Annotated in this window: 17 protein-coding genes and 1 pseudogene; 10 read left to right on the plus strand and 8 right to left on the minus strand. The window is 59.8% G+C overall.

The genetic code is table 11. The features are described 5' to 3' along the window. Nucleotides 1–3 precede the first annotated feature (3 nt). Genes JFT87_RS14970 through JFT87_RS14985 form a run of 4 tightly spaced genes read left to right on the plus strand, consistent with a single transcriptional unit; the run spans nucleotide 4 to nucleotide 3,855 of the window. Complete coding sequence (locus JFT87_RS14970) at nucleotides 4–843, plus strand: ABC transporter ATP-binding protein (protein WP_201202364.1); 840 nt, start codon at nucleotides 4–6, stop codon at nucleotides 841–843. Between the two features lie 10 nt (nucleotides 844–853). Then, complete coding sequence (locus tag JFT87_RS14975; RefSeq protein WP_201202365.1) at nucleotides 854–1,630, plus strand: ABC transporter ATP-binding protein; 777 nt, start codon at nucleotides 854–856, stop codon at nucleotides 1,628–1,630. Between the two features lie 25 nt (nucleotides 1,631–1,655). Then, complete coding sequence (locus JFT87_RS14980) at nucleotides 1,656–2,024, plus strand: 5-carboxymethyl-2-hydroxymuconate Delta-isomerase (protein WP_201202366.1); 369 nt, start codon at nucleotides 1,656–1,658, stop codon at nucleotides 2,022–2,024. Between the two features lie 13 nt (nucleotides 2,025–2,037). Further along, nucleotides 2,038–3,855 carry a glycoside hydrolase family 28 protein gene (locus tag JFT87_RS14985; RefSeq protein WP_201202367.1) on the plus strand — a complete coding sequence of 606 codons (1,818 nt, stop codon included), beginning with the start codon at nucleotides 2,038–2,040 and terminating at the stop codon, nucleotides 3,853–3,855. Between the two features lie 47 nt (nucleotides 3,856–3,902). Here the strand turns inward: JFT87_RS14985 and JFT87_RS14990 are convergent, their stop codons facing one another. Together JFT87_RS14990 and rtcR are read right to left on the minus strand one after the other, a co-directional pair. Next, nucleotides 3,903–4,178, minus strand: coding sequence for a hypothetical protein (locus tag JFT87_RS14990; protein ID WP_201202368.1), 276 nt, complete (start codon nucleotides 4,176–4,178; stop codon nucleotides 3,903–3,905). A gap of 97 nt (nucleotides 4,179–4,275) precedes the next feature. After that, nucleotides 4,276–5,879 (minus strand): annotated as a pseudogene (gene rtcR, locus JFT87_RS14995) (RNA repair transcriptional activator RtcR). Between the two features lie 204 nt (nucleotides 5,880–6,083). Between rtcR and JFT87_RS15000 the strand changes: the two are divergent. The 5 genes from JFT87_RS15000 to JFT87_RS15020 all read left to right on the plus strand — a co-directional run bounded on the left by JFT87_RS15000 (nucleotide 6,084) and on the right by JFT87_RS15020 (nucleotide 11,510). Then, nucleotides 6,084–7,631, plus strand: a complete 1,548-nt coding sequence (locus JFT87_RS15000) for an RNA-binding protein (protein ID WP_201202371.1) — start codon at nucleotides 6,084–6,086, stop codon at nucleotides 7,629–7,631. Nucleotides 7,632–7,968: 337 nt separating this feature from the next. Continuing rightward, a complete protein-coding gene (locus JFT87_RS15005) occupies nucleotides 7,969–9,195 on the plus strand; it encodes an RtcB family protein (protein WP_201202375.1) in 1,227 nt (408 codons plus the stop codon). Nucleotides 9,196–9,209: 14 nt separating this feature from the next. Further along, complete coding sequence (locus JFT87_RS15010) at nucleotides 9,210–9,998, plus strand: nucleotidyltransferase domain-containing protein (protein WP_201202376.1); 789 nt, start codon at nucleotides 9,210–9,212, stop codon at nucleotides 9,996–9,998. 8 nt (nucleotides 9,999–10,006) lie between these two features. Further along, nucleotides 10,007–11,032 (plus strand): RNA 3'-terminal phosphate cyclase, encoded by a 1,026-nt coding sequence (gene rtcA, locus JFT87_RS15015; RefSeq protein WP_201202377.1) that lies wholly within the window; start codon nucleotides 10,007–10,009, stop codon nucleotides 11,030–11,032. Nucleotides 11,033–11,180: 148 nt separating this feature from the next. Further along, entirely contained in the window at nucleotides 11,181–11,510 is a 330-nt protein-coding gene (locus tag JFT87_RS15020; RefSeq protein ID WP_201202379.1) for a hypothetical protein, read from the plus strand. Nucleotides 11,511–11,567: 57 nt separating this feature from the next. Here the strand turns inward: JFT87_RS15020 and JFT87_RS15025 are convergent, their stop codons facing one another. From JFT87_RS15025 to JFT87_RS28415, 3 genes are all read right to left on the minus strand, one after another. Further along, nucleotides 11,568–11,981: a VOC family protein gene (locus tag JFT87_RS15025; RefSeq protein WP_201202381.1), complete on the minus strand. Its 414-nt coding sequence runs from the start codon at nucleotides 11,979–11,981 to the stop codon at nucleotides 11,568–11,570. A 104-nt stretch (nucleotides 11,982–12,085) separates the two neighbouring features. Continuing rightward, on the minus strand, nucleotides 12,086–12,316 hold the full coding sequence (locus tag JFT87_RS28410; RefSeq protein ID WP_242487259.1) for a hypothetical protein: 231 nt from the start codon (nucleotides 12,314–12,316) through the stop codon (nucleotides 12,086–12,088). Then, on the minus strand, nucleotides 12,313–12,654 hold the full coding sequence (locus JFT87_RS28415) for a hypothetical protein (protein ID WP_242487260.1): 342 nt from the start codon (nucleotides 12,652–12,654) through the stop codon (nucleotides 12,313–12,315). Before JFT87_RS28415 ends, JFT87_RS28410 begins: the two co-directional genes overlap by 4 nt. 150 nt (nucleotides 12,655–12,804) lie before the next feature. Between JFT87_RS28415 and JFT87_RS15035 the strand changes: the two genes are divergently transcribed. After that, on the plus strand, nucleotides 12,805–14,616 hold the full coding sequence (locus JFT87_RS15035) for an ABC transporter ATP-binding protein (protein WP_201202383.1): 1,812 nt from the start codon (nucleotides 12,805–12,807) through the stop codon (nucleotides 14,614–14,616). Here JFT87_RS15035 and JFT87_RS15040 read toward each other — a convergent pair. The 3 genes from JFT87_RS15040 to JFT87_RS15050 all read right to left on the minus strand — a co-directional run bounded on the left by JFT87_RS15040 (nucleotide 14,613) and on the right by JFT87_RS15050 (nucleotide 18,014). Further along, entirely contained in the window at nucleotides 14,613–15,557 is a 945-nt protein-coding gene (locus tag JFT87_RS15040) for an alpha/beta hydrolase (protein WP_201202385.1), read from the minus strand. The two genes, JFT87_RS15035 and JFT87_RS15040, sit on opposite strands and share 4 nt — an antisense overlap. A 112-nt stretch (nucleotides 15,558–15,669) precedes the next feature. After that, the gene (locus JFT87_RS15045) at nucleotides 15,670–16,668 is read right to left on the minus strand and encodes an NAD(P)H-quinone oxidoreductase (RefSeq protein ID WP_201202392.1); all 999 of its coding nucleotides are present in this window, start codon (nucleotides 16,666–16,668) and stop codon (nucleotides 15,670–15,672) included. 71 nt (nucleotides 16,669–16,739) lie between these two features. Then, entirely contained in the window at nucleotides 16,740–18,014 is a 1,275-nt protein-coding gene (locus JFT87_RS15050; protein WP_201202393.1) for a YbfB/YjiJ family MFS transporter, read from the minus strand. Nucleotides 18,015–18,054: the final 40 nt, after the last annotated feature.

Below are 18,054 nucleotides of genomic sequence, written 5' to 3' on the forward strand. Positions count from 1 at the left end.
TGTATGTCTGCAATCAAATTGAACGTCGAAGGGCTCAATGTGCGCTTCGTCAGTGGTCAGAAAGAAACCCACGCCGTACGCGATGTGTCCTTCACTCTGGGGCGGGAAAAACTCGCCATTGTCGGTGAGTCGGGCTCCGGCAAATCAACGGTCGGCCGCAGTCTGCTCAAGTTGCATCCGCCCAGCGCGCGGATCACCGCCAAGGCCATGCAGTTCGGTGAAGTCGATCTGTTGTCGGCCGGGGAAAAGGTCATGCAGAAGATTCGTGGCCAGCGCATTTCGATGATCATGCAGGACCCGAAATACTCGCTGAATCCGGTGGTCAAGGTCGGCGAGCAGATTGCCGAGGCGTATCTGGCGCACCACAAGGCCAGCCGCAGCGAGGCCCGTGAGCGGGTGCTGGAGATGCTCGAAAAAGTGCATATCCGTGACCCGCAGCGGGTCTACAACCTGTATCCGCATGAAGTTTCCGGCGGCATGGGCCAGCGCATCATGATCGCGATGATGGTCATCACGCGGCCGCAAGTGATCATCGCCGATGAGCCGACCTCGGCCCTCGATGTCTCGGTGCGTCAGCAAGTGCTCAACGTGCTTGAGGAACTGGTCGAGCAGCAGGAAATGGGCCTGATTTTTGTCAGCCATGACCTCAACCTGGTGCGTAATTACTGTGATCGCGTGCTGGTGATGTACGCGGGCAGGGTGGTCGAGTCGCTCGCTGCCTGCGACCTGCAACACGCCCAACATCCCTATACCCGTGGCCTGCTGGCGGCATTGCCGAGCATGGACAATCGTCGCGAACGGTTGCCGGTGCTGCAACGCGACCCACAATGGCTGACTTGCTGAGGAACCGACCATGCCCATGATCCAAGCAAACGCGCTGAACCTGAGTTTCGGCGCCGGCCCGGCCCTCAATCAGGTGCTGCACGACGTCAGTCTCAGCGTGGCTGACGGTGAATCCTTTGGTCTGGTGGGGGAGTCCGGTTCGGGCAAGACCACCGTGCTGCGCTGCCTGGCCGGGCAGTACCGGCATTGGACCGGCGAGCTGAGCATTGCCGGCGCGCCGCTGCAACACAAAATCCCCAAGGAGCATTTCCGCCACGTACAGATGGTTTTCCAGGATCCCTATGGATCACTCCACCCACGTCATACCGTCGATACCGCACTGCGTGAGCCGCTGATTATTCACGGCGTGCGCGACAAGGATGACCGGATCAACGAGATCCTGCTCAAGGTCGGTTTGAACGACAGTTTTCGCTTTCGATATCCGCACCAATTATCGGGTGGGCAGCGCCAGCGCGTGGCGATCGCCCGAGCGCTGATTCTTGAGCCGCGTGTGTTGCTGCTCGATGAGCCGACCTCGGCGCTGGATGTGTCGGTGCAGGCGGAAATCCTCAATCTGCTGGCGGATCTGCGCCGACGCGAGAAGCTCACGTATCTGATGGTCACGCATGACCTGGGTGTGGTGACGCATTTGTGTGATCGGGTGGCGGTGATGCAGCAAGGCAAAATCGTCGAGCTGCTCGACAGTCAGGCGCTCAGCCAGGATCTGGCAACCCACGCCTATACGCGAATGCTGGTGCAGGCCAGTCGTGATTTCAGTCAGGAATCGGAGCGCCAGCTCGCCGGTTAAGCGGATCAATTGTGGAGAATGCCTCATGCCCCATTGCCTTATCGATTGCCCCGAATCCCTGGCCAGGCGCGTCGGTGAAGCGACGCTGCTGGCCGCCGTACACGATGCCCTCGACGCTTTTGGCGTGTTCAAGCCTGGCGATATCAAGGTGCGGCTCAACCGCTTTGTTCACTATCGCTGCGGCGCGACACAAGACGATTTTGTCCACGTCGTCCTCTACCTGTTGGCCGGGCGTAGCGCTGAACAGCAGCGTTGCCTCGCCTCGGCGACCATCGCGGCGCTGGTGGCATTGCTACCGGACGTCGAGGCGTTGTCGATGGATGTTCGGGAAATGCCGCGCGAGACGTTCGTCAACCGTAGCCAATACCTCGAAGAAGCCAGGTTATCGGCCTGAACAAGGAAAGATCATGCCTTATCAATATTCTGCTGTTGCGCAGCGTAAACACGCTCTGGCGCTTTCGTTGACTGCCGCGTTGGCGCTGGGTTGCAGCCTGCCGGCGTGGGCGCTCGATGCGCCGGCAAAACTGCAAGTGCCAACCCTGGCTTTCGATGATCAACAAATCATTCTGGTCTGGGAAAAGCCTGCCGACCATGCGCAGATCAAGGACTATCGGGTCTATGCCAACGGAACGTTGTTGGGCAGCAGCAACGCCAACAATGATCGGGTTTCGCCGGCCAAGCCTTACATCGACAAGTTCTACGAGCAGGACAGCGCGAACTTTCACTACCGCATCGGCATTCACAGCTACACCGCTCAAGGCCTGAAGCCTGATACGGCCTATCGATTCACCGTGCGTTCGGTCGGTGCCGATGGCAAAGAGTCCGCCGACAGTCCTGCGCTGGTGCAGCGTACGAGCAAGGTTGCAGCAGTGTTTGATGTGAGGAAGTACGGTGCCAAGGGTGACGGCAACGCCTTCGACACGCTGGCCATCCAGAATGCTATCGACGCCTGTACCGCCGGCTGCAAAGTGCTGCTGCCTAAAGGCGTCTACAAAAGTGGTGCGCTCTATCTGAAAAGCCACATGACCCTGGAGATCGCCGAAGGGGCAACACTGCTCGGTTCCGAGCGGGCCGAGGATTATCCGCTGGCGGGCTACATTCAATATCCGTACTCGACCACGGTACGTCCGGCGTCGCTGATCAACGCCTTGCCGCGTGATCCGCGACAGCATCAGTCGTTCGAGAACATTCGTATCGTCGGCAAGGGCACGATTGATGGCAACGGCTGGAAGCGCCGTGCCGATGTCGTCGACGAGCGCGGCCAACCATTGCCGTTCTACCTGCCCAGCGATAACACGCGCTACATGCAGGACGGCATTCTGGCCAAGGCGCAGGTCGAACAAGCAGTGGCGCGCGGGATGAACGTCAAGGATGCCTACGGGCAGATGCGTTCGTCGTTGATCACTTTGCGCAATGTGAAAAACGTCTTCTACGGCGGCTTCACGGTGGTCAATCCGGCGTATCACGGGATCATGAATCTGGAGACCGAGAACGTCGTGCTGGCCAACACCACGCACAAGACCTACGACGCCAACAACGGTGACGGCATCGAATTCGCCAACAGCAAAGGCGCGATGGTCTTCAATAACTTCTTCGATACCGGTGATGATTGCGTCAATTTTGCCGCGGGCACTGGCGCCGAGGCGGTGCATCAAAAGCCGCAGGAAGATGCCTGGATCTTCAACAACTACTTCCGCAAAGGTCACGGCATGGTAGTCGCCGGCAGCCATACCGGCGCCTGGATTCAGAACATTCTGGCTGAGGACAACGTCTCTGACGGCACTGATGCCGGTCTGCGGATGAAGAGCACCAACTTCATGGGCGGCGGGGCGCGTAACGTCATTTTCCGCGATTCGGCGATCCGTAATACGGTCAAGCAGGCGTTCATCTTTACCCTTGATTACAACGATCCAAACGCCAAGCTGGATTACCAACGTTCGACCATTGCCGGGCAGTTTCGTGATATCCGCGTTGCCGATGTGAGTGTCGAGAATGCTCAAGGCAAGGCGATCGAGGTCAAGGGTGACAGCCAGAGTAATGCCTGGCATCAGGGCCTGGTCTTCGAGCGCGTACGCTTCAGTGGCCCGGCCAAGGTGCAAATCGACGGGTTGAAGGATTCGACCTTCGACAGCGTGGTATTCAGCAATCATGGCGCTGCCAATCCGTGGCGGGTCACGGGCAGCGTCGGGTTGACGTTCAAAGACGTTGTGCCACCGCCCTTGTAGTCGTTGCTGATCGGCTCAGTCGCATCCTGCATCAAGGATGCGACTGCTCAAGGTTTCGCTTTTTTCAAATCGTTCGAGTCGCTTGAAGTGGCGGCATCCTTATCGGTTTCATGCGACTCGGCGCCGGAGTTCGAGCCGGATGCCTCTTCACCTTTCTTGTTGGCCTTTTCCTCGTTCGACTCCGACATACCGCCCTGATTAATCCCGGGGATCGCGGTGGGCGGTGTCGTCGATTCCTCCGCTGAGCCGTCAGCAGCCAGGACAAGGTACGGGCAGGCTGCGAGCAGGCCGGCCAGGGTTATCGCTGCAATCTTGTTGTTCATCATTGCGTCTTCCGTGCTAGGGCATGTGCTGCATTGGAAGAACCGTGCGGGCGAAGGTGCCCGCTGTTGGACAGGCGGTATGTGGGCAGTTTCGCGATTACTCCGATTGGCTGATCTGGCCCCATTCGATGCCGAATCGTGCGAGGTATTTGCGTAACCGATCCGCATCGTTGGGCTGTGCCTTGGCTTGTCGCGAAACGCCAAACAGCTTTCTGCCGGCATCCGACAAGCTGTCTGCCTGCCGACAAACCTCAAGTACCGCCTTCAGTTGCAAGCGATCAAACAGGTCCATGTGCTCGCTATCTCCCGGCAAATCCCGGGAAATGCCGGTCGGCTGCGCCAGGCCCCACGCATAACGCAAGCGGTCGATCTCCTCCTGCACCTGCGCTTCATCAATCCGCCCGCTGTCGGCGAGTGTCGCCATGCGCGTGATCGACGCGGACAGTTCGCGAAAGTTGCCCAGCCATGCCGCTTCCGGCGAGCCGGCGAACGCCAGATAGCTGCGGCGTGCTTCAAGATTGAAGCGCACTAACTGTCCGTGCTCGCGGGCATGACGCTGCAGTTCGAAGTCGATGTTCGGTTCGATGTCTTCACGACGGCCGGCAAGGCCCGGCAGATCGAACGTCCACAAGTTGATGCGTGCGTACAAATCTTCGCGAAAAAGCCTTCGGCGACACGGCTGCGCAAGTCGCGGTGGGTGCCGGCGATGATCAGGAAATCACTGTCGACCTCTTTGTCTGAACCCAGCGGGAAGAAGCGTTTTTCTTCAATCGCCTTGAGCAGCATGGCCTGTTCGTCCGCACCCAGTTCGCCGATTTCATCGAGAAACAGCATGCCGCCATCGGCGGCGCGCAACAGGCCGTCACGCGCATTCTGCGCGCCGGTAAAAGCGCCTTTGACATGACCAAACAGTGCCGACATCGCGCCATCGCCACGCAGCGTGGCGCAGTTGACTTCGACGAAGCGGCCCTGCATTTGATGGCGGCTGCGTTTGAGTTCAAAGATGCGTCGGGCCAGAAACGATTTGCCGGCGCCGGTCGGGCCGATCAGCAACATCGGTGCTTTCGAGCGCACGGCTACGCGCTCGATCTGTTCGATGGAGCGGTTGAACGCCGGGTTGCGTGTGGCAATGCCTGACTTCAAAAACTCCAGACCTTCCAGGCGCTTGTTGGCGAAGCGCGAGGCGATGCGGTCGTAGCGTGACAGGTCGAGGTCGATCAGCGCGTGAGTGCCAATGGCGTGATCGCTTTCGCTGGCGCGCTTGGCGGGGGAGGTCTGGATCAGCCGCGCCGGTAGGTAGCGTGCTTCGGTCAGCAGGAACCAGCAGATCTGTGCGACGTGGGTGCCGGTGGTGATGTGAACGAGGTAATCCTCGCGCTCGGTATCGAAGTCGTAGGCGGTGGTGAAGTCATGCAAGGCGCCATAGACCTCTTCGAAATCCCACGGATTGCGCAGCGACATCGGGTGCAGGCGCACTTCGGTTTCCGGCGAAACCTGTTGGATGTCTGCGCGCACCCGTTCGGCGAGGCTGACATCGCGGGCGTCGATGCCGTGAATCAGCTCAAGCCGATTGATCAGCACGTCCGGTTGTTGGCACAGGCCAACGCTGGGCCGCCAATGGCTCCAGCGATTGGCGCCTTTGCCGACGCGATCGAGGGTGGCGCCGATAAAACCGATGGCAACAGTGCGTTTGCTGGTCATGCTTATCTCAAAAGATAAAAGACGATATCCAATGATAGGTTTTCTGTGTTGAGTTTGTCCTCAGTTAGACCACGAGAAAACAGCAATTAAAATAAAAACGTTATAAATCAATAAGTTAAAATTAAATTTATTGAAAATTAAAAAGCTGGCACAGCGGCTGCAATACCTATCGCAACGAACAGGACAACACAGCGAGACGCCAAGATGGCCAACTCAACACTCTTCAATACGCAATCGAATCACTTGCCAGCCTGCAACACCTTGAATGCCTCCGGCGCCTCGGCTTATGCCTACAGCCCCAAGCATCAACTGGCCCAACTGGCAGTGACCGGTTGCCTGAACCAGACCTTTTACGCCTCCGCTGAAAGCCAGCTGGATCAAGTGCTGAAGCTGGTGGCTGAGTTGGACAGTCGCTTCGTGGCGAAGGCCGCGATCTACGCTCGCAAGCAAGGGCACATGAAAGACATGCCAGCGCTGTTGCTGGCGGCATTGACTGCTCAGCGTTCGAGCCTGGTGCCAGAGGTTTTCGAGCAAGTGATCGACAGCGGCAAAATGCTGCGCAACTTTGTGCAGATCCTGCGCAGCGGTGCCACCGGGCGTAAATCCCTCGGTTCGCAACCCAAGCGTCTGGTGCAGAACTGGCTGAACAGCGCCACCGAACGTCAACTGTTGCAAGCGTCGATCGGCAATCAACCGTCGTTGGCGGACGTGGTGAAGATGGTTCACCCGAAACCTGCCGAAGCGTGGCGTGAAGCGTTCTTCGCCTGGTTGATTGGCAAACCGGTTGAGGTAAAGGCCTTGCCGCAATTGACGCGCGATTTGCTGGCCTTTCGTAGCGGCGCAAGTGATGAGGTGCCTGCGGTGCCGTTTCAGTTGCTCGGCAATGAAACACTGAGCAAGGAACAATGGGCGGCGCAAGCGCGCAACATGGGTTGGCAGGGGCTGCGCATCAACCTCAACACCTTGGCTCGCCACGGTGCGTTTGAAGTGCCGGGTTGCGTCGAATATGTAGCGGCGCGATTGGCCGACCCGCAAGAAGTCGCGAAGGCGCGAGTGTATCCATATCAGCTGTTGTCGGCGTATCGGATGATGGGTGAAGACATTCCGGCGCTGATACGCGAAGCGCTGCAGGATGCACTGGAGTTGTCATTGGCCAATGTGCCGAAGCTTGAAGGGGCGGTAGTGGTTTGCCCGGATGTTTCAGGCTCGATGGGTAGCCCGGCGACGGGTTATCGCCAAGGCGCGACGTCGGTAGTGCGTTGCATCGACGTAGCGGCGCTGGTTGCAGCAGCCGTGTTGCGCAAACAGCCGCAAGCACGGGTAATGCCGTTCGAGGTGAACGTGGTGGATATCCAGCTCAACCCGCGTGACAGCGTGATCAGCAATGCGCAGAAGCTCGCCGGGATTTTTGGCGGCGGCACCAACTGCTCGGCACCGCTGAAGAGATTGGCGGACAGCAAGGCCAGGGTCGATACGTTGATCATGGTTTCGGACAACGAGTCGTGGATCGATGCGCGGCGCCACGGTGCCAGCGAGACGATGCGTCAGTGGGAGCGAATCAAGCAGCTCAACCCGCAGGCGCGGCTGGTGTGCATCGATATCCAGCCAGGCCATGCAACGCAGGCGGCGGAGCGTGATGACATCTTGAATGTCGGCGGTTTCAGCGATGCCGTGTTCGACGTGGTCGAGCAGTTCACCAGCGGCCACTACGGTGCGCAGCACTGGGTCGAGGCGATCGAAAGCGCTTTATGAATTGATTTATCACTGGCGCTGAATGCCGATGGGACTACATCCAGAACGTCTCATCAAACCCTTGTCAGCGCCAGTGACGGCACGAATGCCTGATGGCTGTACATCTGAAGTCCGGCTAACCCCGGAGCGCGGCAACGCGCAACAGTCATCAACTTTTGTCGTGCCACCTTTTTTGCAGTTATTGGCAGCGAATGCGACAGGTACTACATCGGAAAGCGGGTTCGACTCCCGCCCCGGCAACGGGGGCTCAACTGGCAGAGCCACAGTGCCTGTGTTTTTGTCGCTGCGACTTACGGAACAACGCCGAATCATCGGCCAAAAAATAAAGAACAGAGAAATGAAAGAACATACTTACCAACTGCTTGAAGTCGCCAACGGCAAACCGATCAAACTCTGGACCGAAGGCGTCCCGGTAGAAAACGAGGCGCGCGAGCAGTTGATGAACACGGCGAAGATGCCGTTCATCTTCAAACACCTGGCGGTCATGCCAGACGTGCATCTTGGCAAGGGCTCGACCATTGGCAGCGTGATCCCGACGGTGGGCGCGATCATTCCGGCGGCGGTCGGCGTCGACATCGGTTGCGGCATGATCGCCGCGCGTACGTCGCTGACCGCCGCCGACTTGCCGGACAACCTGCATGCTCTGCGTTGCGCCATCGAACAAGCGGTGCCCCATGGCCGCAGCTCGACCCGTTCGCGACGTGACAAAGGGGCGTGGGACGAGATCCCGCAGCAGGCCGATCAGGCGTGGGCGGCGTTGCATCCGCGGTTCAAGTTGATCACCGACAAGTACCCGAAACTGTCCAACACCAACAACCGTGGGCACCTCGGCACCCTCGGCAGCGGCAACCACTTCATCGAAGTGTGCCTGGACGAAGCCAACCGGGTCTGGTTCATGTTGCACAGCGGGTCGCGCGGTGTCGGTAACGCCATCGGCAACCTGTTCATCCAGATGGCGCAGGCGGATATGCGCCAGCACATCGCCGACCTGCCGGATCGTGACCTGGCCTACTTCGAGGAAGGCAGCCAGCACTTTGATGACTACGTGGAAGCAGTGGGCTGGGCGCAGGATTTCGCCAAGCAGAACCGAGAGCTGATGATGCGCGCGGTGATTCAGGCGACACGGCAGATTATTCGCAAGCCGTTTGACGTGGCGTTGGAGGCGGTCAACTGCCACCACAACTACGTGCAGAAAGAGCGGCATTTTGGTGAAGAGGTGCTGGTCACCCGCAAAGGTGCGGTGTCGGCGAAGAAGGGTGAGTTGGGGATTATTCCCGGCTCTATGGGGGCGAAGAGTTTCATCGTTCGCGGTCTGGGCAACGAGGAGTCGTTCAGTTCCTGCAGCCACGGCGCCGGCCGCACCATGAGCCGCACCAAAGCGAAGAACACTTTCACCGTGGCCGATCAGATCCGCGCCACGGCCCACGTCGAGTGCCGCAAGGACGAAGCGGTGATCGACGAAATTCCGATGGCCTACAAGGACATCGACAAAGTCATGCACGCCCAGCGTGAGTTGGTGGAAGTGCTGCACACCTTGCGTCAGGTGGTGTGCGTCAAAGGATAAAAGGAAAACAAGTCATGGATCTCGAAGAGCGTCATCCGCTGTGCGACACGATGCGCGCGCGGGTACTGGAAGAGCTGGCGCGTATAGAGCGCGAACGCAATGTCACGGTGTTGTATGCGTGTGAGTCCGGCAGTCGGGCCTGGGGTTTCGCCTCGACCGACAGCGATTACGACGTGCGGTTTGTCTATGTGGAAAAGCCCGAGTGGTTTGTTCAGGTCGATGCACCGCGTGATGTGATCGAACGTCCGCTGGACGATGAACTCGACGTCAGCGGCTGGGAGCTGCGCAAGACCCTCGGGTTGCTGCGCAAGTCCAATCCGACGTTGCTGGAGTGGCTCGATTCGCCGCTGGTTTATCGCAGCGAAACCGCCCAGGTGGCGCAACTGCGTGAACTCGCCGAGGCGTTCTACAGCCCACCCAGTGCGCGTAATCACTATTTGTCGATGGCGAAGAAGAACTTTCGCGGTTACCTGCAAGGCGAAACAGTGCGATTCAAGAAGTACTTCTACGTGCTGCGGCCGCTGCTGGCGGTGCGCTGGATCGACCAGGGCCGAGGCCGGCCACCGATGACGTTCGCCGACCTGCTGACCACGGTCGATGATCGTGCGCTGCTCGCTGAAGTCGACGAACTGCTGGCGCTTAAACGCAATGCCGATGAGAGCGCCTACGGGCCGCGTCGTCCGGCACTGCACGGGTTCATCGCGGCTGAGCTTGAGCGCGAAGTGCCCACCTTACTCAGAACTCAGGAAGACTCGCGACGGCTGGATCAGTACCTCAGGGATACCGTCGGGCTGTACGCGTAAGGATTGTAATGAAACAGGAAGTGATAGAACTGGACGGCGCCATCGGTGGCGGCCAGGTGTTGCGCAGTGCCTTGAGCCTGTCGATGGTGACAGGCCGGGCGTTTCGCATTAAACAGATTCGTGCCAAGCGTAGCCGTCCGGGGTTGTTACGACAGCACCTGACGGCGGTGATGGCGGCGGCCGAGGTCTGCGCGGCAAAAGTCTGTGGTGCGCAGTTGGGGGCGCAAGCCTTGAGCTTCGAGCCCGGAGCCATTCGCGGTGGCGACTACCAGTTCGCCATTGGCACGGCCGGCAGTTGCACATTGGTCTTGCAGACCTTGTTGCCGGCATTGTTGCGGGCACCGCAGGCGAGTCGGGTAAGGATTACCGGTGGCACGCATAACCCATTGGCACCGCCGACGGACTTCCTCATGCGCAGTTGGTTGCCACTGCTGCGGCGCATGGGCGCTGACATTGAGTTGGAGTTGCTGCGGCACGGGTTTGTGCCGGCCGGTGGCGGTGAAATCGAGGCGAAGGTAGCGCCTTCGCGCCTGGCTCGACTGGACCTTTGTGAGCGTGGTGCGGCGCTTTCGCAGCACGCCTCAGCGCTGACCGCCGGGCTTGCGCCGACGGTTGCCGAACGTGAGTTGAGCCAGGTGGCCAAGCGTTTAAGTCTGCCGCCTTCGGCGCTGCAACACGTCACGCTCGACCCGGCGCGCGGGCCAGGCAACGTATTGTTGCTGGAGTATGTATTCGAACACGTCAGCGAAGTGTTCAGTGCGTTTGGCCAGGTGTCGTTGCGGGCGGAAAAGGTCGCCGATACCGCGATCAATCAGGCCGCCGACTGGTTGCGCAGTGGTGCCGCTGTCGCCGAACACCTCGCCGATCAGTTGCTGCTGCCGATGGCGCTGGCCGGTGGCGGTTCGTTCACCACGCCGCGCATGACCGAGCACCTGCACAGCAATATCGCAGTGATCGAGCAGTTTTTGCCGGTACGTATCGATTGCCAGGAGGAGGGCGCGGATCGATTGCGGGTTGAGGTCAGGCCCCTCTGATCGTCATCCAGGGACAGTGTTATTTCATCCGGAAATTACACTGTCCCTTTTTATGCCTGAAAAAACTCTCGAAGGCGGCAAATTGCTGGCCCCCGACGTTAAGCTTCCCCGGCAAAATCGCCTTTTTTCAAAAGGTTAGGTTGGCTATATGCGGACGATTGCCATAACCGTTGCAACGCTTTCCCTGGCTGTCTTCGCTTCGGGAGTCGAAGCGAAAGAGTTGAGTAAAAGCCATCGCTTTGCCTGCATCTGGGGTTCGGACATTGCCGCCGGTGCTCAGCAATCCAAGCTATCGGGCATGTCGCTGTATGGCGCACGCAAGCAATTGCAGGTACGCAAATTCCAGCAGCCGTGGATGCGCATGACCGCGATGGGCATCACCGAACAAACCTACAACAGCACATCGAAGCTCAAGCCAGCAGCGGTCAAGCAGACGTATTACGAACAATGCGTGCGCCACGAATTGGCCCAACGCTAGAGTTGAAAGCCCAACCTTGATCGGTTGGGCTTTTTCATGCCTGAGGCAATCTCGGGGTCACTTGTCGGTATCGCAATTGACCATCCACGACACTCCAAAACGATCCACCAGCATGCCGAAACGTGCCGCCCAGAACGTCGCCTCCAGCGGCATGTCGACGCGGCCGTCCTGGGCCAGCGCGTTGAATACGCTTTCAGCTTCGGCGACGCTGTCGACGTTCAGCGAAATCGAGCAACCGCTCATGCCCTGGGTCGGGCGGTCGGGCGTGGTGTCCGAGGCCATGATCATCTGATCGCCAACTTTCAGGCAGGTATGGATGATCAACGCATGATGCTCTTTCGGGACATGCTCAGCGGCAGGCGACTCACCGAAAGAGGTCATGGCCTCCAGTTCGCCGTTCAGGGCTTGCTGGTAAAACGTGAAGGCTTCTCGGCAGTCGCCGTTGAAGATCAGGTACGGGTTGATTTTCATGTCTTTGCTCCCGGCAGTAAGGCGCGGAGTGGCGGTTGTGCGCCTGGTTCCACGTTGGGTGGTTAAAACCTGGCAGAGTGCTGAACGTCGGCAAGGGTCGAGGTTTAATCGACGATAACGCGTTCGTCCTCATCATCGCCCAGGCAAATCGTCAGTTGCTGGCCCTGTTTATTGAAGGCGCAGTTGGGCAGCGAAACCTGCCAGGCGATTCTTATCGGCGCACCAATAAAGAGGATAGCGATCAGGCTCGCCACGACGGACTTTGCCACGAGCGCAGAGCGCGATGGCCGGCCTGTGGTCTTGAACCGTGAGCGCAGAAACAGGCCAAGGGTCAAAAAATTGCGCCGGTCAGCATGGCGCTGCCGATTTCGCCGGGGCTGACGCTGTAGATTAGTTGATCCGCGTTGTCGGGGTAGTTGATTAGCGACCAGGCGCCAATGCCCAGGGTCAAGAGTCCTGCGCCGATGCTGGCATAAATCGATCCCGGCAAGCGCAGCAGCAGGGTCAGCAGCAATCCTGACGTGGCGACGAGCCAGCCAGCGTTGAACAATAGCCCGTTCATGCCGCCCATCAGGGTGCCGCCGACGTCGGTGGGATTGAGCAGCACCCAGTCACAGAAAGCGATGTGCGCCAACAGCGCAAGCACAGCCAGCCAGCAAATCAGCTGATACATCCATAGGGCGTTGGGGCGCGAGAACACACTCAGTCCTTTTCGTGGTGTTTGACGCGCGGCAGTATGCCGAGGAACCCATCCGGTGTGAATTTCAATCGTGGTGCTGGAGTACCATGTCGCACTGTCATCACCTGCCGAGTTCAATGCCCCATGCCTGTTTTATCGCGCTTCACGTCCCTGTTCGACCAGGCACAGCGAGCCTTGCGCCTGGTCTGGGAGACATCACGCGGATTATTTTTGGGCCTGGTACTGGCGACGTTGATTGCCGGGTTGCTGCCGGCACTCGCGGCATGGTTGGGGCAGCGGATTGTCGATGCCGTGGTCGCAGCGATGCAGTTGCATGCGCAGAACGGCAGTGCGCCACTGTGGCCAGTGTTGCGTTACGTGTTGCTGGAAGCCGGGGTGTTGGCGATGTTGTCGGGAACACAACGAGCGCTCTCGGTGCAGCAGTCGCTGTTGCGCGTGCAGTTGGGCCAGAAGGTCAACACGATGATTCTGGAGAAGGCCCAGACGTTGTCGTTGGTCCAGTTCGAGAACTCGGAGTTCTACGACAAGTTGGTTCGGGTGCGGCGCGAGGCGTCGACCCGGCCGTTGGCGTTAGTGATGAAGTCGTTGGGGCTGATCCAGAACCTGATCGTGCTGATCAGTTTCGGTGTGCTGTTGGTGCATTTTTCACCGTGGGCGCTGGTGTTGCTGGTGGTCGGGGCGTTGCCGGTGTTTTTTGCCGAGGCGCATTTCTCCGGGGATGCCTTCCGGTTGTTCACCCGGCGGGCGCCGGAGAGCCGGCAGCAGAGTTACATCGAGACGCTGCTGTCCCACGAAAGTTTTATCAAAGAGGTCAAGCTGTTCGGTTTTGCGCCGCTGCTGTTGAAGCGTTATCGCGACACGTTCAAGCGGCTCTACGCCGAAGATCGCCGCCTGACCTTGCGCCGCGATGGCTGGGGTTTTGTCCTTGGTTTGCTGGGCACCGGGGCGTTTTATCTGGCGTATGCGTGGGTGGTGGTCGATACCGTTCACGGCAATATCACCCTCGGGCAGATGACCATGTATCTGGTGCTGTTCAAACAGGGACAAACCGCCGTCAGCAGCAGCCTGAGTGCGATCAGCGGTTTGTACGAGGATGGTCTTTACCTGTCGGCCCTTTACGAATACCTGGCCGAGCCGGTAGTGAGTGATACCGGCCATCTGACCGTGGGCGTGGTGCCCGGTGATGGGTTGCGTTTCGAGAATGTCGGGTTTCGTTACCCGGAAGCCAGTCGAGCTGCGCTGGAAGGCATCGACCTGCACCTGGTGCCGGGTCGCAGCATGGCGCTGGTGGGGGAGAACGGTTCAGGCAAGACCACGCTGATCAAGTTGCTGACCCGGCTCTATCGCCCCGATCAGGGCCGCATCCTGCTGGACGGCAGCGACCTGCAAACCTGGGAAGAAGATGCGCTGAGACGGCGCATCGGGGTGATTTTCCAGGACTATATTCGCTATCAATTCTCCGTCGGCGAGAACATCGGCGTCGGCGATACCCTGGCTTTCGACGATGAAAAGCGCTGGAAGGAAGCCGCTGCCGAAGGCATGGCTGCGCCTTTTATCGAAGGGTTGGATCGCGGTTATGCCACGCAACTGGGGCGCTGGTTCGCCGGGGGGCAGGAGTTATCGGGCGGGCAATGGCAGAAGATCGCCTTGTCCCGCGCCTACATGCGCCGCGATGCTGACATCCTGATTCTGGACGAACCCACCTCAGCCCTTGACCCGGCGGCGGAAGCGGCGGTGTTCGAGCATTTCAGCCGGCACACCCAAGGTCGCATGACCCTGCTGATCTCCCACCGTTTTTCCAGTGTGCGCAATGCCGACCACATCATCGTGCTGCAACAAGGGCGGATTCTGGAGCAGGGTGGCCACGATGGGTTGATCGCTGCTGTCGGGCACTACGCGCAACTGTTCGATTTGCAGGCGCGCGGCTACCGTTAGGTTTCCCGCCCGCTGCGCACGGTCGCAGGCCCGGCCATACGCGGCGCGGGTCGGGTCTGCATCAAGGCATCAATCGCCTTGCGGTAATTCTGCCCGCCGAGCGCCATGCTGTTGTTGTGCGTGCCGCCGGGCACCAACAGCAGGCGCTTGGGTTCGTTGGCGGCATTGAACAACTGCTCGCTGAAGCGCGGGGGCATAAACGCATCGGCCAGGCCGTGGACCACCAGCAGCGGCATGCCGATGTCAGTAATCTTGTCGATGGAATCGAATTTCTGCGACAGCAACCAACGCACCGGCAGCGAGGTGTTGGCCACGGAGGCAGCGACATCCGCCAGTGTGGTGAACGTCGATTCGATCACCAGCCCGCGCACCGGAAGCGGCGTGTGATTGCGCGCGGCGTCCTGACCCAGTTCGGCCGCCAGATCGACTGCTACAGCCCCGCCTAAAGAGTGCCCGTAGATCAGGCGTTTGTTCGGGTCCGGCTGCAGCAGCTTGAAACGCTCCCACGCCACTCGCGCATCTTCGTAAACGCTGCTTTCCGAGGGCAGATCACCGTGGCTCTGGCCGAAGCCGCGATAGTCGATGGCCAGCACCGAATAACCTGCCGCGCGCAATTGCTCGATGCGAAACAACTGCCCAGTGAGGTTCCAGCGAACACCATGCAAGTACAGGATGGCCGGCGCATTGGCCTTTTCCGCGGGCCACCACCAGGCATGAATGTTTTGCCCGGCCTTGAAGCTCTTCGGTTGCAGGTCGAGCTCCTGCACGCTGCCGGGCAGGCCGTGAAACCAGCCCGCTGTGCCCGGTTCGATGCGAAACAGCAGTTTGCGTTCGGTGTGTTCCAGCACGGCACAACTCGTCGGCACGCCGATAATCAACGCGGCCATGCAGGCAAACGCCAGACGACGGCGGCGCAGACGAGTCATGAAGGACAGGAACATTAAACGTTTCACCATTGCGTGGACAAAGAACGCTTTTTACCAGAAGCCTTGGTCTGCGCGTGACATTTTCGACCACCGTGATCGGACAACGATTACAAAATGCTGCAACGGCTCAGTCCATCTGCAACACAATCTTGCCGATATGATCGCCGGCTTCCATCCGCGCGTGAGCCTGTGCGGCGTCGGTGAACGGGTAGACCTTGTCGATCATCGGCAAGCAACGCCCGGCCGACAGTACCGGCCAGACGTATTCGTACAGCCCTTGGGCGATGGCGGCTTTTTCTTCCTTGGTGCGCGAGCGCAGCAGTGAGCCGGTGATGATTGCGCGTTTGGCCATGATCGCGAGCAAGTCGACGTCGTTGGCGTGGGCGCCGCCGAGGAAGCCGAGCATCACCAGTCGGCCTTCCATGGCCAGTGCTGCGACGTTGTTGTTGAAGTACGAGCCGCCCATGATGTCGAGGATTACGTCGACGCCTTTGCCGGCGGTTTTTTCGGCAATGACCTGGGCGAAATCCTGATCGCGATAGTTGATCGGCCTGGCGCCGAGTTTGCGAATCGCTTCGCATTTTTCCTCGCTGCCGGCGGTGGCGAAGGCCTCTACGCCGAACTCGCGGCAGAGCATCAACGCGGTGGTGCCGATGCCGCTGGTGCCGCCATGAATCAATGCGTGTTGACCTTTGCTGGCGCCGCCCATTTCAAACAGATTGGCCCACACCGTAAAAAAGGATTCCGGAATCGCTGCTGCGTGAATCCAGTCCATGTCATCGGGAATCGGCAAGGTCTGGCTGGCCGGGGCAACGCAATATTGCGCATAACCGCCGCCATTGGTCAGCGCACAGACCTTGTCGCCCAGCACAAACTCACTGACCCCTTTGCCGACCGCCACCACTTCACCGGCCACTTCCAGCCCGGGAATCGGGCTCATGCCAGGTTTCATCGGGTACTTGCCGGCACGCTGGATCACATCGGGGCGATTGACCCCGGCGGCGTAGACGCGGATCAGCACTTCACCGGCGGCAACCACCGGCATCGGCACATCCTTCGGTTGCAGGACTTCGGGGCCGCCGGGCTGGGTGATTTCGATCAGGGTCATTTCGTTGGGTAAGGACATTTCGGTTCCTCCTGGTAAAGGTTTGTGTAGATGGGAGTCGTGCATCACTCGATAAATTCAGGTCGATGCTGTTAACCCTGTGGAAGCGAGCTTGCTCGCGAAGGCGCCACAACGGTCAGCGCTGTGTTTTCAGGCGAATTGCCATCGCGAGCAGGCTCACGCCTGCAAGGGTTTGTGTGTTTCCAGAAAATTGCCGCCTGCTCCAGTAACAGCGCCACCCCAATCGCGCCAGCCGCAATCACAAACAGCAACGCGTGATGGCCACCCGTGGCATTGAACAGCGCCGAATAGGCAAATCCGGCCAGCGCCTGAAACGTGGCAAACGACACCGTGGCGCGGCTCCAGGCGATTTGCTGGCGATGATGCTCCGGCAGCAGTTCATGCACCCGGGCCAGCGCCAGCGGGACGATGCCCGGCGGGAACGAGCCGAGAACCACCGCGAGCAACGCCAGCGCCAGAAAGGAGTGGGCAACAGCGAGCAAGCCTAGGGCAATCGCCTGCACCACCAGCACCAGCCGAATGCTCCTGCGCGCGCCAAAGCGGTCCGCCAGAAAGCCATAACTCACCGGCCCGACAATCGCGCCCAAGCCATACATCACCCACACCAGCGCCCCGACATGCGCGCCCGCGCCGAGTCCGCGCGCCACGTAATCAACCAGAAAGACCATGGCCGGCACCAGGCCGGCCGCCATGAATGCATATTGGCCAAACAACAGATAAACGCCGGGCGGTGTCGGCTGAGCCGCCGCGGCATCGTGCGCAACGTCCGCGTGGGCAAGATCGGCCGGCCAACCGAACCAGCTCAGCGCCGTCAGCAGCAGCGACAACGCGCCCAAGCCCAGCCAGGTGTCTTGCAAACCAAGGCTCAACAGCGGCGGCACCAGCGTGCCGGACCCTGCGATACCGAGGCCGATACCCAGGAAGATCGCGCCACTGGCCAGGCCTTTGCGCGCCGCCGGCACATGCGGCAATACGGTCGCCGCGACCAACACCATGATCGCGCCGCCGGCGATCCCCGAGAGCAGCCGCCAGGCGAAGAACCAAATCACCGACAACGGAAACGCACAGGCAAAAAACGCCGCCGTCACCGCCAGCATCATTATGCGCAGCGCGGTTTTGTTGCTCAGTTGCCGCGCCAGCGGCCGGCCGAGCAGGGCGCCGATCAGATAACCGACCAGATTGGCCGCGCCGAGGTACACCACGTCATTGGCCGAAAACCACTGCGCCTGAATCAACGCGGGAATCAGCGGTGTGTAAGCAAACCGCGCCAGACCGATGCTGACCAGGCTGGCGCAGAGGCCGGCGAAGATCGGCAGCCAGAGCCCGGAGGGGGAGGATGTGCGCATGATAGCGATTCCAAGGAAGGTTTATGGCGCTCAGCATATC

Origin of the sequence: Pseudomonas sp. TH15, assembly GCF_016651105.1 — a bacterium.
Lineage (GTDB): Bacteria > Pseudomonadota > Gammaproteobacteria > Pseudomonadales > Pseudomonadaceae > Aquipseudomonas.

Coding starts and splice junctions, on each gene's coding strand:
- JFT87_RS14970 (WP_201202364.1), top strand. CDS start 4: ATGTCTGCAATCAAATTGAACGTCGAAGGGCTCAATGTGCGCTTCGTC.
- JFT87_RS14975 (WP_201202365.1), top strand. CDS start 854: ATGCCCATGATCCAAGCAAACGCGCTGAACCTGAGTTTCGGCGCCGGC.
- JFT87_RS14980 (WP_201202366.1), top strand. CDS start 1,656: ATGCCCCATTGCCTTATCGATTGCCCCGAATCCCTGGCCAGGCGCGTC.
- JFT87_RS14985 (WP_201202367.1), top strand. CDS start 2,038: ATGCCTTATCAATATTCTGCTGTTGCGCAGCGTAAACACGCTCTGGCG.
- JFT87_RS14990 (WP_201202368.1), bottom strand. CDS start 4,178: ATGAACAACAAGATTGCAGCGATAACCCTGGCCGGCCTGCTCGCAGCC.
- JFT87_RS15000 (WP_201202371.1), top strand. CDS start 6,084: ATGGCCAACTCAACACTCTTCAATACGCAATCGAATCACTTGCCAGCC.
- JFT87_RS15005 (WP_201202375.1), top strand. CDS start 7,969: ATGAAAGAACATACTTACCAACTGCTTGAAGTCGCCAACGGCAAACCG.
- JFT87_RS15010 (WP_201202376.1), top strand. CDS start 9,210: ATGGATCTCGAAGAGCGTCATCCGCTGTGCGACACGATGCGCGCGCGG.
- rtcA (WP_201202377.1), top strand. CDS start 10,007: ATGAAACAGGAAGTGATAGAACTGGACGGCGCCATCGGTGGCGGCCAG.
- JFT87_RS15020 (WP_201202379.1), top strand. CDS start 11,181: ATGCGGACGATTGCCATAACCGTTGCAACGCTTTCCCTGGCTGTCTTC.
- JFT87_RS15025 (WP_201202381.1), bottom strand. CDS start 11,981: ATGAAAATCAACCCGTACCTGATCTTCAACGGCGACTGCCGAGAAGCC.
- JFT87_RS28415 (WP_242487260.1), bottom strand. CDS start 12,654: ATGTATCAGCTGATTTGCTGGCTGGCTGTGCTTGCGCTGTTGGCGCAC.
- JFT87_RS15035 (WP_201202383.1), top strand. CDS start 12,805: ATGCCTGTTTTATCGCGCTTCACGTCCCTGTTCGACCAGGCACAGCGA.
- JFT87_RS15040 (WP_201202385.1), bottom strand. CDS start 15,557: ATGTTCCTGTCCTTCATGACTCGTCTGCGCCGCCGTCGTCTGGCGTTT.
- JFT87_RS15045 (WP_201202392.1), bottom strand. CDS start 16,668: ATGTCCTTACCCAACGAAATGACCCTGATCGAAATCACCCAGCCCGGC.
- JFT87_RS15050 (WP_201202393.1), bottom strand. CDS start 18,014: ATGCGCACATCCTCCCCCTCCGGGCTCTGGCTGCCGATCTTCGCCGGC.